A 14,064-nucleotide genomic window follows, 5' to 3' on the forward strand; every position below is an offset into this window, starting at 1 on the left:
CGCTCGGGGGACACGACTGCTCGACCCTGTCCAGTATCTCCGTGAGACTGGGCCGGGCCTCGGCGGTGTCAGCGGGCTCGCTTTGCAGTCCGCCGGCGCTTGTCTTCTCGGTGCCGCAGGCGGCGAGCGCCAGAGCGGCAGAAGCTGTCATCACGAGCGTGTGCCGTGGGCGGCGCGGGAAGCGGGTAACCGTGCTGGTCAGGGCATGGGTTCGTCTCATGCGCCAAGTCTGTGACCAAGCCGCCCCTTGCACGTGAGTACTCGTACTCACCTGCGCAGGAGTACTTGCTCAAACTTCGATGACATCGCCGCATGCCGTGGCCGTGGGCGAACTCGTTGACGGTTCCCTCAACTCCGGAGCGCACCGCGTAGCGAGCCTTCCATTCGAGGGTCTGCTGTTCGGTACGGACACCCAACTGCAAGTCGCGGAGTTCGCGTGGGGGAAACCCCACGGTGCGGGTGCTTTCGCGGGAGGTGGTGCACTGGGTGCGGGCCGGGCAGGGATGGCACTGAGCCTTGGTGAACCTGGCCACGATCAGCGGTGCCGCAGTGGGCGAGGATGTCGGGTAGGGGCCGTGCCAGCCCTGGCCGACTTGTCCCTGGGGGGCAGGTGACCTGCTGGTGGTCGTAGTCGATGCGGAAGTCGTCCCGGGCAAAGCCCTCCTTCCGGCGATGTTGACGGGTGGGGTTGCCCCTGATCGGCCCGGAGACGGTGACCTGGTGATCACGGGCGGCTTGTTCCAGGTGGACCAGGGAGGTGTAGCCGCTGTCGGCCAGGTGCTCGTGCGGCAACAGCCCGCGCCGCGACAGGCGGGTGTGGATGCCGGGCAGAGCCTGACTGTCGTGGGTGGTGGCCGCGCTGGTGGCCACGTCCGTGATCACGTTGGGGCTGTCCGGAGCGCAAGTCTCGGTCAGATGGGAGATCAGCGCCTGGGTGCAGGCGTCGCAGCTCACCGCGCACAGCCTTCGAGTCGTACGCCTTGTCGCGGGTCGTCGGCGGTGCGCGCCCCGAAGGCACGTGTCCTTCGGGGCGCGCGGCAGGGGTTCGGGTTCAGGCGTTGTAGCCGCCGTGGGCGTCCAGCACCGCGCCCGTGACGTACGACGCGGCGGGGCTCGCCAGGAAGGCGATCGCCGCGGCGATTTCGTCGGGGTGTCCCATGCGTTGCAGGGACAGCGAGCTGAGCAGGGCCTTGAGGGTCTCGGGGTCCGGCGGTTGCATGCCGCCCTCCATCAGTCCGGCCTCCACGACGTTGGCCGTGATGTTCCGGGGCCCGAGGTCGCGTGCGGCGCCCATGGTGTACCTCTCGATCCCTGACTTGGTCGCCGAGTAGTCGGCAAGGCCGGGGGTGCCGACCCGGGAGCCCAGTCCGGAACTCACCGTGATGATGCGGCCGCCCGTGCGCAGCACTCGGGAGGCGGCCCGGATGACGGCGATCACGCCGAGGTAGTTGGTGGCGTGCATCCGGTCCAGCGCGGCGGTGTCGGCGTCCGGGTCGTCCACCGTGCCGGCCACGGAGATCGCCGCGTTGTTGACGAGGATGTCCAGGCCGCCGAAGTGCGCGACCACGTCGTCGATCAGCGCCGGCGCCCGGTTCGTGTCCGCCTGGTCGGACTGGAAGGCGACGGCCTTGGCTCCCTTGCCGTGCACCTCGTCGACGACGGCCTGCGCCTGCTTCTCGGAGCTGACGTAGGTGAAGGCGACGTCGGCGCCCTGCTCGGCCAGCAGCCGTACGGTCGCGGCTCCCAGTCCGCGCGACCCCCCGGTGACCAGGGCGACCTTGCCCGTGAGTGGCTTGCTCATTCTTTTCACCTCGTTGATTGACCCTACCCGGCAGTCGCAACGTTAATTGTTACGACAGACTGTTGCAACCTTCACTGTTACGACTGCGCTGTCGTAACATGAAGCGTTGCGGCCGAGAGGAGGACACCATGAGCGCCAACAGCAGGCTGACCATCGCCGCCCACGCGCTGGCCTGGATCGGCCTCTACCAGCGCCAGGGCCATGAAGTCGCCACCTCCGAGCAGATCGCGACCAGCGCGAACACCAACCCCGTGGTGATCAGACGGCTGCTCGGCGAGCTGCGCAGGGCCGGGCTCGTGGAGTCCCGGCGGGGCGTGGGCGCGGGCTGGTCGCTGGCACGCGAACTGGAGTCGATGACCCTGCTCGACGTGTACGAGGCAGTGGAACCCGGCCCGCTGTTCGCCATGCACCGCACCACCCCGGACCAGGGATGCGTGGTGGGTCACGGCATCCAGCCGGCCATGCAGCGCATCTACGAGGGCATCGAGGAGACCCTGAGACGCGAGCTGGCCCGCGTCACGCTCGAGAACGTACTCCAGGACGTACTCGCGGCACCTCGCTAGCCGCCCCGTTACGCCCTGACATCACCCCTGGGTCCGCAAGGCCGAGGTGGACACCGGCCGGCGGCCCGGCGTCACCTCCGAAGAGGCTGCAGAGATCAGGCGGCTCAAGGCCGGGAACGCCGAGCTTCGGCGGGCGAACGAAATCCTCGAAGCGGTGTCGGCTTTCTTGGCGTCACTGTCAGGCTGTTGGCGATCGGCGGGTGGACACGGGCCGAAGCCGCCTGTGGTGATTGGTCCTTGATGTGCCGCCCTCTGGTGGCAGGATCCTGTCGACCGGCGGGCTGGCTCGTTTCTCCGTTGCCCCGTACGGCGGTGGCTTGTCGGCTATGTGCCGTCCGCCGGTCGCAGGCCGTCCGGCACAGCCTCACGACGGTTGATCTCCGCTGTGGCGGAGAGCAACCGTTGTTGGCCCGAGGGATGTCGGTCGAGTGGCAGCTCACCGACGGGTACTTCTCGGCCTCGGGTACTCAGCGGCGTGAAGGTGGACGCCCGGCCGATTGCAGTGTCACTTGGCCGCGATTTCACGGCCGGCGTGGCGGGCTGCGGCCAGGGCTTTGGTGTGCAGGCCGGCGGCGCGGTCGTGGAGGTGTTCCATGCCGGGGGTGGTCGCGGCGAGGGTGAGTTCGCGTTCGATGACGACGAGGTCGGCCTGCCACACGTCGGCGAGGATGCGCTTGAGGTACGGGGTGGAGTGGTCCCAGCCTTCGCGCGGAGTGAGGCAGCATTGCTGAGCGCGTTGACGCGCCACAAGGCTCTTGTCGGCCCAGCTGCGGACGTGTTCTGCAGATCGTCCGTCGAGGCCGAAGACCACGGTCGGGTTCACGCCGCGGAGAAGGCGCGGAATTGGATGGACACGGCTCGGTTCGGTGGCCGATGATCTCCGGCATGATCCGGGCCGCCACTGTTGACGACATCGCGGAGATCCGCGCGATGATCCGCGAACTCGCTGAGTACGAACGGGCTGCTGAGCAGGCCCGAGCAACCGAGGAGCAGCTCCGCCACGCGCTGTTCGGAGAACATCCCGCCGCGTTCGCACTGATCGCTGAGGACGACGAGACGGGGCAGGCCGTGGGCTATGCCCTGTGGTTCCCCCGCTTCTCGACCTGGACCGGCACGCGCGGCATGCACCTGGAGGACCTCTACGTGCGGTCGCACGCCCGAGGTGGAGGACACGGCAAGGCTCTGCTCGCCTCCCTGGCCGCGGTCTGTCAACAAAACGGCTACGAGCGCTTCGAGTGGTGGGTCCTGGCCTGGAACGAACCGACGATCGAGTTCTACAAGTCGCTCGGCGTGGAGCTGCTGAACGAGTGGACGGTATGCCGGCTGAGCGGTGAACCACTCAAGGAACTCGCTGCCCAGGCTACGGCAGTCCTCAACCAGAACCCGGCCCTGTAGGACGGAGGGCATGCAACCTCCCGTCGCAGCTGTGATCGAAGCCCATCGGACGCGGGAAAGGCTCGTGGCCGGACTGAGCGACCAGCAGGTCGCCGAGGCATCCGCCCTTCCGGGTTGGTCACGCGGCCACGTCCTCGCGCATCTCACCGACAACGCGAGAATGTTCGCGCGTCTCGCGGAACATGCCCTGCGCGGTGAACTCATAGCGGGCTACGACGGCGGGGGTCCACGAGCGCAACGTGATCATCGAGACGACGGCTGGCCGCAGCGCAGCCGAGCACCGCGCGCAACTCATCGGCTACCCACCGCAGGTCGCCCACGGGTTCTACGTGGAGGCCACGACCGAAGGTCGATACGAAACGCGATGACTCGCCCTGCAAGGGCTGGCCTTCGCCGAAACTGCATGCATCGCGCGCTCGACAGTCTCCTGATTCTCGCCGACCGGAGCCACGTAGTCGATGACGGCGCACGCGGCGTCCTCCCCGAGCTGTCGGTTGATCACCCACGTGGCGAGATACTGAGACGCCAGGCAACCGCCAGCCGTGGCGATGTTCCCCTCGGCGTGGAACGGCGCGTCCAGCACGGTGACGTCGCAGGCTTCGACGAAGGGCCGGCTCTTCATGTCCGTGCAAGCGGGCATGCCATCCAGCAATCCGAGCCGGGCAAGCACCAGTGCGCCGGAGCACTGCGCGCCGATCAACTGTCGCGAGGGGTCGAGCGGCAGCTTTGAGATCAGCCGGTCGTCAGCGACCACGTCTCGCGTCTTCACCCCGCTGCCGATCAGCACGACGTCGGCTTCGCTCACGAACTCCATCGGCCGCTGCCCGGTCACCTCGACGCCGTTCATGGACGTGACCACCGGCGTCGGTGTCGTGATGAAGGCTTCCAAGCCCTCCTTACGGCATCGATTGATCAGGGCAGAGGCGATGAAGCTGTCGAGCTCGTTGAACCCGTCGAAGGTGACCACGGCTACCTGCATCACAACTCCTTCCGGCACGGCATCACAGATCCGCAGTTTCGCTGGCACGCCGTTTTGGGTCGAGAGCCAATCAGCGGCTGGTGGCATGCCTGTCGACGCTTTGCGTTTCGAGTTCCGCTGCGACTTGGGGACGGCAACGGCGTAAGGGAGCTGGGCGCCTTCCAGGAAGCGCCGGAAGTGCGAGTCCTGTTCCGTAGGCGGAAACCGCGGTGGCCCGAGCGATGGGGGGGGGCGGGGGAGGCCAGGGCGCGAAGGATCACATTGCGGGCGAGGTCAGCTTTGGTGTGAAGGTGCGCTCGTCGGGGATGCGGACCACTTGGCAGCGTTCCCGGTCGCCTGTGCAGGACTTGGACAGGTAAGAGCTCGCGGTCGGCCAGGGCGTGGCCGCGCGGGTGGTGGCGTAGGCGGCGAAGACACCGGTCTGCAATTCTCTGTTCGTCCGGCGGTGCCAGCGTATCGGTACTCCACGCCTGCGGAGGTGGTGCCTTTCTTCACGAAGCCGGTGTCGTCGAGGATCAACCCACCGCCTGTCCAGCCGAGTTGATCGGCCACGTAGGCCTGCCCCCGTCGCAGGTACGCCTCGATCGGGGCGACGTTGCAGCCGGACTCCTAGGCGTGGGCGACGGTGTGCGTCTGGTACCAGGCCGGTCCCGTCGGGCGCTCCCCGGTCGACGTGAACGGCGACGGCAAACGCGGGTCCAGTTCGATGGGGGCGAGGTCGACCGGCCAGGAGCCGGGAACTTCGGGTTGAATGCCGAGGCGTTGAAGTACACGGGCTCCGACAGGTCGACGGCCAGGCGGGCAGCTGCGGCGAGAAAGGCGCTGTTCAGGTCCAGGCCGACCTCGTACGACAGCGTGCACCCCTCATCGGTGAGCAGCTCCACCGACCGCACCCACTGGTTCGCCTCCTCGTTCACAAACCCGCCCGCCGGCCGGACTCCAGCGTCCGCTCCACCAGCTTCGGAAGCGTGGTCGCCGGGTCGTCGAGCACGATGCCGTTCGCGGAGCCGTCGCCGTCCCGCACGACGAGCGGGCCGTGCGGGAACCGGGGGGGCGATCGCGGGCTTCGCTCCGCCCTCTTCGCCGCCGGGCGGCGCAACGTCGCGGCCGAACGGGCGGGACGCTTGGGAGCAGCCTGGACGGCCGGGGCCTGGACGGGCGGGGCCTGGACGGGCGGGTGTGACGTCGACCGATGGCTTGCCATTCCGATTCCTGACTGGCCGACCACTCGCAAACGATCACGTGATCTGGTGACCGGTCTCATCGGAACCTGAGCACCAGCTGTACACCGTGACCATGACGATCTCGGCAGTCCCCAAGCCAGCGCCGTCCAGCGGCTCCCCCTTCTCTCGCCACCAGGAAATCTCGTTGTGTGACGCGACGTGTGGCGTCTAGCTTGCGCTTCCATGCAGGAGATTCGCCACGTCCGCTTCGACCACCCCGACGCCGTGAAGCTCTCCGCCCTCGTACAGGCGGAGTACATGCGCCGCTACGGCTACGACGACATGACTCCGCTGCACCCCTCCCATTTCGACCCGCCACACGGCCTGTTCCTCGTCGCGTACCGCGGCGACAAGCCCGTGGCGTGCGGGGGCTGGCGCGGTCAGGAGGCGAACGACGAGGGATACGCGGATGGAGACGCGGAAATCAAGCGTATGTACGTGGTGCCCGAGGCCCGGGGGCGAGGGCTCTCGCGCCGCATTCTGCGGGCACTGGAGGACAGTGCCAGGGCCGCCGGGCGGATCCGCGTGGTGCTCGAGACGGGTACGCCCCTGCCTGAGGCCATGGCGCTGTACGTCTCCAGCGGGTACGAACCGACGGCCAACTTCGGGCCCTACCGCGGCTATTCCGACAGCCGTTGCTTCGCCAAGCTGCTCTGATCGCCTGGCCGACATATATGAGGCTGTCCAATGGCCAGTTGCATCGGGGCGCGCGACTCGGCCGGGCGGGCGCCAGCAGTCGTAGCGGTGGGTGTACGGGGTGTCGGGGCAGCTGCGACAGACGAAGAAGTACATGCCGCCGAGGTCTCCCAGGGCCATGTCGTGCCCGAACGTGTCGAAGGCGGCGGGATCGGCCTCGGCCTCGGCCATCCAGCACGGAGTCGCCGCCTTGTCCTGGCTGGAGGCCCAGTCAATCAGGGGAAGCCACCGGCCCATTCCTGGTTCACTCGCGGTGATACTGAGCAGGGGGTCCATACGGGTGGCGCAGCCTGCGCAGTCGGGCCAGTCGGGCGGCTGAGTCCACCCCGGGTAGCCCCCGACCTTGCTCTGCTGCGTGGTGGCACCTTCGAAGCAGTCGTAGCCCCTTCTCCCTCCTTCAAGTCCTCGAACCGCTGGCTGAGCAACTCGCTGAGTCCCTCCGGCAGGTCCCAGTTCGGGTACTCCACGGCAGGGGTGGGGGAAACGGTGCACGGGCGAGGCAGGTAGTCCTCGTCCGAGGTATGCGGGCGAGGAGGCTTCCTGACAGTGGCGCCGGCGGCCGTCAGCGCCGCGGTGCGCCAATGGAGCCGGGGGTTGGCCGCGTACTGGCCGTTCTCGTGAACGAGCGGGCGCCACAGCATCTGCAGCAGGTCGGTGCCGACGAGGAATCCAAGGCCGGGCACATCCCGTGCGTACAGCTGGACCGCCGAGACCATCACACCGGCTCCGGCCCGACGGGCGGGTCGAGTGGCTTGTAGTGGCCTGGTCCAGCGCACATCGGCCAGGGCTCGGCGGCCGGCCACAGCAGCGGCCCGCCGACAGAACTGTCACCCGCTCCCGGCTGCCCGGCCCGGGGATAGAGGAGGATGACCTCGCGCGCCGTGCCGATCAACACCGGAAAGACGGCCTCGACATCGCAGGGAAGCGGAGCCAGTGGCCGGGGCCCGGTCGGCTGGTCCTCGGTGGTGTCCTGCTGCACGTGCGCTGGCGGCATGGTGCCTCCTGCTGCTGGTGGTCCCAACGCGCCGACCCCAGCTCGCGCGTGATCTGGCCAAGCAAAGGGCGTGACCTCGGCGAAGCAACCTGCTCACCGTGCGAAAGGCGCTTTCCCGTCGTCGGGCGAGTGGTTGCTCGTTCGAGCTGAGTGAGGATCAGCACCGAACGAAGCCGCCGCAGCGTCATGCTGCGGCGGCTCGCCGCGTTTCATAGCCCTTCGGTCAAGACGAAGCGTCTGAACTCAAGTACTGACAGGGAACCTGCTTGCGGAGCGGGCCTGGTCAAGTGCCGTCGTGCCGGGTAGAGGGCCGGGCTTGCGCACCAGGGTCTTCAGGTAGTGATCCAGCTCAAGCCGGGTGTCGAGCAGTCGGCACAAATGCTGCGCTTGCGGGCCGTGCCAGTAGGGGACAGTGATGACCCAGCGTGCGGCTTCGCGTGGTGAGGGCGTGCGTTCGCCTGGCTCCTTGAGGGGCAGGCTGCGTCGAAGGGAGGCGATGGTCACTTCACGCCGACGGACGGCGGGGGAGGGCACCGGGTCCGCTGCCGGGGCCGCCCGCCTTGCAACACCTCGGGACAGGCCCTGCCACGGATGGCACGGTGGCCGCGTACGCACTGCAGACGACATCCGCTTCCCCGGAGGGCCGCCCAGGGTCACCCCGTGACCGGGGACTCCGCTGTGCAGCCGCCTGCGGTGACCAGGCCGCTGGCACTCTGTTCCTCGAGCACCTTGCCCTTGTAGGTGATCTTGCACGTGACCTGGGCGCCTTCGGGGTCCGTGGCGACCGGCATGACCGCTGCCGGCATGATGCCGCGCAGCGTGACCGTCTTCGTCCAGGGCAGCTTGGGCTTCGACACCGACTCGATCTTCGGCTCCATGGCCTTGCCACCGCCGCCGTGGAAGTCGATCGAGTCGACGTTCTTCCCCGTGACCTCGTAGGTGACTTGATACGTCTCGTCCACTGCCCTGTCGACCTGGTCGACCGCCTCGGAACAGGAGCTGAGGCCGACCGCGAGGCCGGCGACGGCGCCGGCGGAGATGGCCATACGGATAGTGCGGTTCATAGGGATCCCCCCCGGATCGTAAAAGGTAGATCCGCAGCCAATCGCAAAGAGAAAGTAAAGTCAAACTGTTATCATCCAGCGAATTTGCAGGGGCAGTCAGGCCTGCTCCACGGTGGGATGGCAGGGCATGACCCCATCCAGGTCGACAAGCTCAAAGCATCCGCAGCACCGATGTTCTGGGAACGCGGAGTGCGAATGGGACCTTTCTTCCCGTCGCCGAAGCGGCACCGACGCATCGAACGGACCTAGCTTCGCCGTTTTCACCCGGGTACGAGACTTGTTATGGTGGAACGCCGAAGTGCCTTCCTGACCTGGGACGATGAACCTTGCTGAGGGGTTCTGCCGGTCCAGGCGGAGGGCACTTTCCACGTGCAGGGTCTCGGGTTGCGTCCCACGATCCATGTCAGCGCCGATGGTTCGGGGGTGGTCGCTCATGCCGGGGCACGGCTGCCGGCGGATCTCACCGATGCCAACGGGTTGACCGCCGCGTACTCCGCCGCGCTCAGGCCGCTTCGGCCGCGCGAGACCGGACATGACACGGGCCGGATCGCCACCGACCTGGCGGTAGCGCTCGCCGACGGCGGCGAGGTCTTCGCGGATCTGGCTGGCTGCGCCCCCGTGGTCTCCTGACGGGCGCAGCACCGGCCACACTGATCGCCCCAGGCTGCCCCAACTACCCGTTTAGCCCCACAAGTTGACAGTGCTCACATCACCGATCTAGAACTCCAGAAACGGATCATGGCCGGACAGCGGGGGAGTTTTGCTGCTCCGCCACCGCGTCATCCTCATGGCTCTGCTCCGACGCCGCTACCTGTGACGGAGCGTCACGGGTCGCACGGTGGCACATCCCAGCTTCACGGAATTCTTGCCAGGGCCGCGTTCCTTGTGCGCCGACACCAGGCAGCTACACCACAGAACCCTGCGAAATCACCCTCATAAGCCTGCACCCATCTCATTTTACGAGTCGGCGGTAGCAGATGAGAGTGCGGGCGATAGCGGTGAAGACCAGGTGTCAGGGTGCGGTAGTCGACCCGCGGGTGGACCGTCACCACGCCGAAGCAGCCCGCGAGCCAGCCGGTCATCAAAGGCCGGTCGGGGTCGCCTGGACGGCCTCCAGGCGACCCCGACCGACCCGCAGGGTCTCGCTCACCGGTAGGGGCGTGAACGAGTCGACTAGCCGATGCGGTGGCCGCAGCTGGAACGACCACCGCATCGCATGTGTCACTGCCAGATACGGCCGATGACCACCGAGCGGTAGTTACTGTCCCAGGGGCCCGTGGACCAGACCACGGGCTGCGAGTTCTGAGTGTTGCTCTCGCAGTGGTAGCCCGAGTAGGTCAGTGTGGTGGGCGACGTTCCGGAGGAGGGCACGGTCACCTCGGGGAAGTACTGGTTCACGCTGTCCGTGGTGAATGACACGCACCGGCCGTTCACGCTGATGCTGTGGACCTGGCCTTTGGTTCCGTTGGTGACGGCCAGGCAGGCGCCGCCCGCGTCGGCCTGGCACTGGGGCGGCTGGCTCGCCGCCTGGGCCGGGCCGGCGGTCACGGCCAGTGCCGCGGCTGCCGCGCCGCCTGCGGTGATCATGCCAATGAGACGCTTCTTCATGAGATGCATACGCCTTTCGTCTTCGACATCGTGGGCGCACGTGAAGGCGTGCTGCCCAGCTGAGAAACACCGGGTCAAGTTGATGCATCATCTATGTGATCGCATCTCGGCGTCAAGCTCAAGCGGGCTGACCAGCAGGCCGCCGCACGCCGTTCAACTTCCCCAGACGGCAACTCATTTGGGCGAGTCGAGAGGTCGAGGTCCGCGGCGATGGTCGAACGTCTGGCGCCCGATGACCTACGACTGCGAGACTCTGGCCGCGATCATCTTCGTGACAATGGCGGGCCGCACCTGGGGGCAGCTTCCGTCCGTCTCCGACCCGTCCGAGGCAACCGCGCACCGCCGCTTCACCGACTGGACGTCGCCCGGGTACGGGCCGAATTGCACAGAATAATCCTTGATGAACTCGGCTCGCGGGGTGAACTGGACTGGGCGAGGTGCGTGATCGATTCCGTGAACATGTGAGCCCTGAAACGGGGGACCTGACAGGGCCGAATCCTGCCGATCGCGGCAAACGGCTCGACGATCCATGCGATCACCGAGCGCACCGGCCTGCCCCTGCCGGTCGGCATCTCCGCTGCGAACCTGCATGCCGGAAGTTGAGTGTTCCCGGTTTCGACTTTGCATTCTGCCGGAGTCCCGGGCCCGACGGGGGCCGAGGGCAGGGCGCGGACGCTGTGCTGGATCTGATGCCGGCCCAACTCAAGAAGAGTGGGCCGGTCAAGGTGGGCGGGCGGCAGTGCGCCGACTCCAGCCTCGAGATCGCCTGCCCGCGCAGGGTGAACCGGATCGAGGCGGCCGGGAAGGTCCTGCCCGGTGCAGGGCGTCGCGATCGAAGATCTTCTCCTGACGGAAGAACGGTTGACGCATCAACCAACGAAAGGGATAGTGGGGACCGTCATCGTTCAACCGCTGCCCGGGGTGACGCCAACGGGTGGTGGAATCCTGCGTATTCAAGGGGCAGAAACCATGCCGGACACCAAGCAGTCGACCGTTGCGATCACAGGCGCCGGCAGCGGACTGGGGCGGGATATGGCCCTCAAGCTCGCCGCCAGCGGATACCGGGTCTTCGGTACCGCGCTGTCCGCGGACGAGATCATCGACCTCGACAAGGCCACGGACGGCACGGTCACCCTTTCTCTCGTCGACATCACCGACGAGGACGCGGTCACCGCGTGGGTGGACCAGATCTCCGCAGAGCTCGGCCAGGACGGCCTGGACGTGCTCATCAGCAATGCCGGAATCCTCACTCCCGGCCCGCTGGAGGTGCTGCCGCTCGCCGCGGTCAAGCGTGAGTTCGACGTCAACGTCTTCGGCGGTCTCTCCGTCATCAACGCCTTCCTGCCGGCCCTGCGCGCTTCCCGCGGACGCATCGTCCTGATCGGAGCCATGACCGGCCGCTTCCCCGTCCCGTTCAACGGCCCCTCCAGCGCCTCGAAGGCAACCTTGGAAGCGATCGCGGACATCTACCGTGCCGAACTGAAGCCGTTCGGCATCGACGTGGTGATGGCCCAGGCTGGCAACATGAGCACCGGTGGCCCCGCCAAGTCGGCGGCAGCTGTGCGACAGGTCGCCGACTCGATGACCGAGGAGCAGCGCGCCCTCTACGGCGAAGCCTTCGCCAAGTTCACCAACTCCCTCAACTCCTCGCAGGCGAGCGGGCTGAGCAGCGAGGCGTCAGCCGACCGGGTGATCGAGCTGGTCGAGCAGGTGCCCGCACCCATCCGCGGTGCGGTCGGCGAGGACGCCGAGCAGATCCTGCGCCTCGTCCGGGAGAAGTCCGACGCCGAACTCGATGCACTGCGCCTGCAGCTCATCGGCCTCGGCGAGGAATGATCGGCACCAAGCGGCCAGAGCCGGCACCGTCGACGGCGGGCGCGGCCACTCGACGGTACCGCGCCCCTTTTGTGAAGCACCCCGTACCCGCACGAGCGAACCAAGGGTGCTTGACGTGTCAACTGTTGACGTATCATCATTCTCTTGAGGGCTAAACCCCACCTGAGAACGTCGTAATCACGCTGCTGAACGCTGACTGGATGCTGCTGTCGGCAGTTGAAGCCTACGTTTCATCACTGAACCTCCAACGGTGATTCCATTCCCCCAGAAGAAAATTCCACGCAGGATGCCTGGACCGATTCCGTCAATCCGCTACCCGTAGTGGGTCATCCCCGTACCGAAAAGAAAAATTCTGCGGCGGTGGTTCTGGATCCGGCCGCCGCGGCCTTCCCCACGCGAACCTATGACACGGTAGAAAGGAAACCGACATGCCAGCACCGGACCTTGAGTTCTTGTTCCGCGTAGAAGTCGAGACAGGCGAGGAGGTGCCCGTCGGAGACACCCCCTATGGCTCCGTGAGGTTCACGCACGCGGTCGGCGGTACGGTCGAGGGGCCGAGGCTGCGCGGTGAGCTGCTCCCACTCGGCGGTGACCGTGTAGTCGGACGCGCTGACGGTACATTCGAGATCAACGTCCTTCAGCCGATCCGTACGCACGACGGCCACACAATTCTGATGACCTACAAGGGGCTGATCCGGGGGCTCGACGAGTCGGCCGACGGACCCTCCGATCCGTCCCAGGTCTACTGGCGCACTGCGCCGACGTTTGAGACCGCAGCCGAGCCGTACGCATGGCTGAACGGTCTGATCGCGGTCGGCGTGGGCGGCTTCATCTCGCCCGGCAAGGTGGGCTACGAGATCTATGCCGTGAACTGAGCCGGAGCAGCGACATCACGGCTTCTGCACCGTGACGGAACGGTCCTCACTGTGATGGTGAGGACCGTTCTTCTCGCTTCACGGTGGAGAGCGGAGCCGGTGGTCACCCGGTTCGGCGAGCACAACCTCGCCCGCCGCCTGCTCGCATTCTGCGGCCTGACATACCGCTGCCGGCCGACCGCAACTTCGCCGACAATGAACTGTGAGGCTTGGTCGAAGCGGCCGGCAGCCCCCTCGCCCGAGGCCAGCGCCTGGGCGACGCCCGCTTCCACGGCCGCACCCAGACGGGGCTGCTCCAGGCGCACCTTGTGCGCATCGTCGACTACACCGTCACCGTCACCGTCCCGCCCCAGCACGGGCCCGCGCGGACCACGAGGTCCATCAGCTTGCACCGGTTGGCGCCACTTCCCTCTGCCCGGAGGAACCGACCGAACTGCGCCGTCACAGCGTCGACTTCGACGAATGTTCGCTACGGACTGCGTCGCCACCTGCAGTGGTTCGCCGAGAAGGAGCCGGATGGCCTCCTCTTCGTCGGCGAGATGGACGCCCCCTTCCTCGAGTGGGCCTTCGGCCGCAAGGCAAAGGCGTGAGCAGGACTATCAGGCGCCGGCGCGGGCCCATGGCATCGGCGAGGTCGAAGACCTGCTCGACCGTGACGGTGGGGCGCTCGTCGGACTGCTCCTGGCCGGCGCCCTTGACGCGGCGCCTGCGACGGCAGCCACCGCAAGCGCCATTGCTCCCTCTGGACTCCCCGGCCCTCAGGCCGGGGAGGACCCTGTCGCCAAGTGGCCTTGGGGAAGTCCGTGATCTGCGCCATCAGTTCCTTCGCGCGCTTGCGCGACTTCGTGCAGACGCCTCCTTCGCTCCGCATTTCCGTGGCGGGTATGCGCGGCGCATCCGTCAGGGTGTGCCGCGCTTCTTGGAGAACATGTCCGTTACTGACCTTCAAAGCGGGGTGTCGTGGGGGCTGACAGTTGATGATCCCGGCGGTATGCCGTCTGTATGAGGTACGCGCAGGGTGGCGGGCTGA

General features: G+C 67.0%; 13 protein-coding genes and 7 pseudogenes. 9 read left to right on the forward strand and 11 right to left on the reverse strand.

Going from position 1 to position 14,064, the window contains the following annotated elements:
- The 3 genes and pseudogenes from ACWD0J_RS39480 to ACWD0J_RS39490 form a co-directional block, all read right to left on the reverse strand.
- Positions 1–220, reverse strand: a 220-nt coding sequence (locus ACWD0J_RS39480; RefSeq protein WP_451500710.1) for a hypothetical protein, incomplete at its 3' end; no start/stop codon positions are given.
- Positions 221–353: 133 nt separating this feature from the next.
- Positions 354–728: pseudogene (locus tag ACWD0J_RS39485) on the reverse strand (transposase); the annotation flags it as partial.
- Between the two features lie 323 nt (positions 729–1,051).
- Complete coding sequence (locus ACWD0J_RS39490) at positions 1,052–1,801, reverse strand: SDR family NAD(P)-dependent oxidoreductase (RefSeq protein WP_451500698.1); 750 nt, start codon at positions 1,799–1,801, stop codon at positions 1,052–1,054.
- Between the two features lie 128 nt (positions 1,802–1,929).
- Between ACWD0J_RS39490 and ACWD0J_RS39495 the strand changes: the two genes are divergently transcribed.
- Positions 1,930–2,364: an Rrf2 family transcriptional regulator gene (locus tag ACWD0J_RS39495; protein ID WP_451500699.1), complete on the forward strand. Its 435-nt coding sequence runs from the start codon at positions 1,930–1,932 to the stop codon at positions 2,362–2,364.
- Between the two features lie 28 nt (positions 2,365–2,392).
- Positions 2,393–2,533 (forward strand): annotated as a pseudogene (locus ACWD0J_RS39500) (IS3-like element ISMyma3 family transposase); the annotation flags it as partial.
- Positions 2,534–2,869: 336 nt separating this feature from the next.
- Here ACWD0J_RS39500 and ACWD0J_RS39505 read toward each other — a convergent pair.
- Positions 2,870–3,187, reverse strand: coding sequence for a hypothetical protein (locus ACWD0J_RS39505; RefSeq protein WP_451500700.1), 318 nt, complete (start codon positions 3,185–3,187; stop codon positions 2,870–2,872).
- Between the two features lie 62 nt (positions 3,188–3,249).
- Here ACWD0J_RS39505 and ACWD0J_RS39510 point away from each other — a divergent pair, with 62 nt between their 5' ends.
- Positions 3,250–3,759, forward strand: a complete 510-nt coding sequence (locus ACWD0J_RS39510; protein WP_451500701.1) for an N-acetyltransferase family protein — start codon at positions 3,250–3,252, stop codon at positions 3,757–3,759.
- A 10-nt stretch (positions 3,760–3,769) separates the two neighbouring features.
- Positions 3,770–4,030, forward strand: a pseudogene (locus ACWD0J_RS39515) (maleylpyruvate isomerase N-terminal domain-containing protein); the annotation flags it as partial.
- 54 nt (positions 4,031–4,084) lie between these two features.
- On the opposite strand, the gene ACWD0J_RS39520 reads toward ACWD0J_RS39515, so the two are convergent.
- The 4 genes and pseudogenes from ACWD0J_RS39520 to ACWD0J_RS39535 all read right to left on the reverse strand — a co-directional run bounded on the left by ACWD0J_RS39520 (position 4,085) and on the right by ACWD0J_RS39535 (position 5,942).
- Complete coding sequence (locus tag ACWD0J_RS39520) at positions 4,085–4,738, reverse strand: DJ-1/PfpI family protein (RefSeq protein WP_451500709.1); 654 nt, start codon at positions 4,736–4,738, stop codon at positions 4,085–4,087.
- Positions 4,739–4,852: 114 nt separating this feature from the next.
- Positions 4,853–5,299 (reverse strand): annotated as a pseudogene (locus ACWD0J_RS39525) (transposase); the annotation flags it as partial.
- A gap of 51 nt (positions 5,300–5,350) precedes the next feature.
- Positions 5,351–5,664: pseudogene (locus tag ACWD0J_RS39530) on the reverse strand (telomere-associated protein Tap); the annotation flags it as partial.
- A complete protein-coding gene (locus tag ACWD0J_RS39535; protein ID WP_451500702.1) occupies positions 5,652–5,942 on the reverse strand; it encodes a hypothetical protein in 291 nt (96 codons plus the stop codon). The gene ACWD0J_RS39535 and the pseudogene ACWD0J_RS39530, both read right to left, overlap by 13 nt.
- Before the next feature lie 202 nt (positions 5,943–6,144).
- Between ACWD0J_RS39535 and ACWD0J_RS39540 the strand changes: the two genes are divergently transcribed.
- The gene (locus ACWD0J_RS39540; RefSeq protein ID WP_451500703.1) at positions 6,145–6,618 is read left to right on the forward strand and encodes a GNAT family N-acetyltransferase; all 474 of its coding nucleotides are present in this window, start codon (positions 6,145–6,147) and stop codon (positions 6,616–6,618) included.
- Positions 6,619–7,372: 754 nt separating this feature from the next.
- On the opposite strand, the gene ACWD0J_RS39545 is transcribed toward ACWD0J_RS39540, so the two are convergent.
- On the reverse strand, positions 7,373–7,651 hold the full coding sequence (locus ACWD0J_RS39545) for a hypothetical protein (RefSeq protein ID WP_451500704.1): 279 nt from the start codon (positions 7,649–7,651) through the stop codon (positions 7,373–7,375).
- A 653-nt stretch (positions 7,652–8,304) separates the two neighbouring features.
- Positions 8,305–8,715 carry an MmpS family transport accessory protein gene (locus ACWD0J_RS39550; RefSeq protein WP_451500705.1) on the reverse strand — a complete coding sequence of 137 codons (411 nt, stop codon included), beginning with the start codon at positions 8,713–8,715 and terminating at the stop codon, positions 8,305–8,307.
- Positions 8,716–9,054: 339 nt separating this feature from the next.
- On the opposite strand from ACWD0J_RS39550, the pseudogene ACWD0J_RS39555 reads away from it, so the two are divergent.
- Positions 9,055–9,321, forward strand: a pseudogene (locus ACWD0J_RS39555) (IS1380 family transposase); the annotation flags it as partial.
- 615 nt (positions 9,322–9,936) lie between these two features.
- On the opposite strand, the gene ACWD0J_RS39560 reads toward ACWD0J_RS39555, so the two are convergent.
- Complete coding sequence (locus ACWD0J_RS39560) at positions 9,937–10,323, reverse strand: hypothetical protein (protein WP_451500706.1); 387 nt, start codon at positions 10,321–10,323, stop codon at positions 9,937–9,939.
- Between the two features lie 816 nt (positions 10,324–11,139).
- Between ACWD0J_RS39560 and ACWD0J_RS39565 the strand changes: the two genes are divergently transcribed.
- From ACWD0J_RS39565 to ACWD0J_RS39575, 3 genes and pseudogenes are all read left to right on the forward strand, one after another.
- Positions 11,140–12,159, forward strand: a complete 1,020-nt coding sequence (locus ACWD0J_RS39565) for an SDR family NAD(P)-dependent oxidoreductase (RefSeq protein ID WP_451500707.1) — start codon at positions 11,140–11,142, stop codon at positions 12,157–12,159.
- 428 nt (positions 12,160–12,587) lie between these two features.
- On the forward strand, positions 12,588–13,034 hold the full coding sequence (locus tag ACWD0J_RS39570; protein WP_451500708.1) for a DUF3237 domain-containing protein: 447 nt from the start codon (positions 12,588–12,590) through the stop codon (positions 13,032–13,034).
- 406 nt (positions 13,035–13,440) lie between these two features.
- Positions 13,441–13,612: pseudogene (locus ACWD0J_RS39575) on the forward strand (tyrosine-type recombinase/integrase); the annotation flags it as partial.
- Positions 13,613–14,064: the final 452 nt, after the last annotated feature.

Source organism: Streptomyces sp. NPDC003011, from assembly GCF_053591515.1.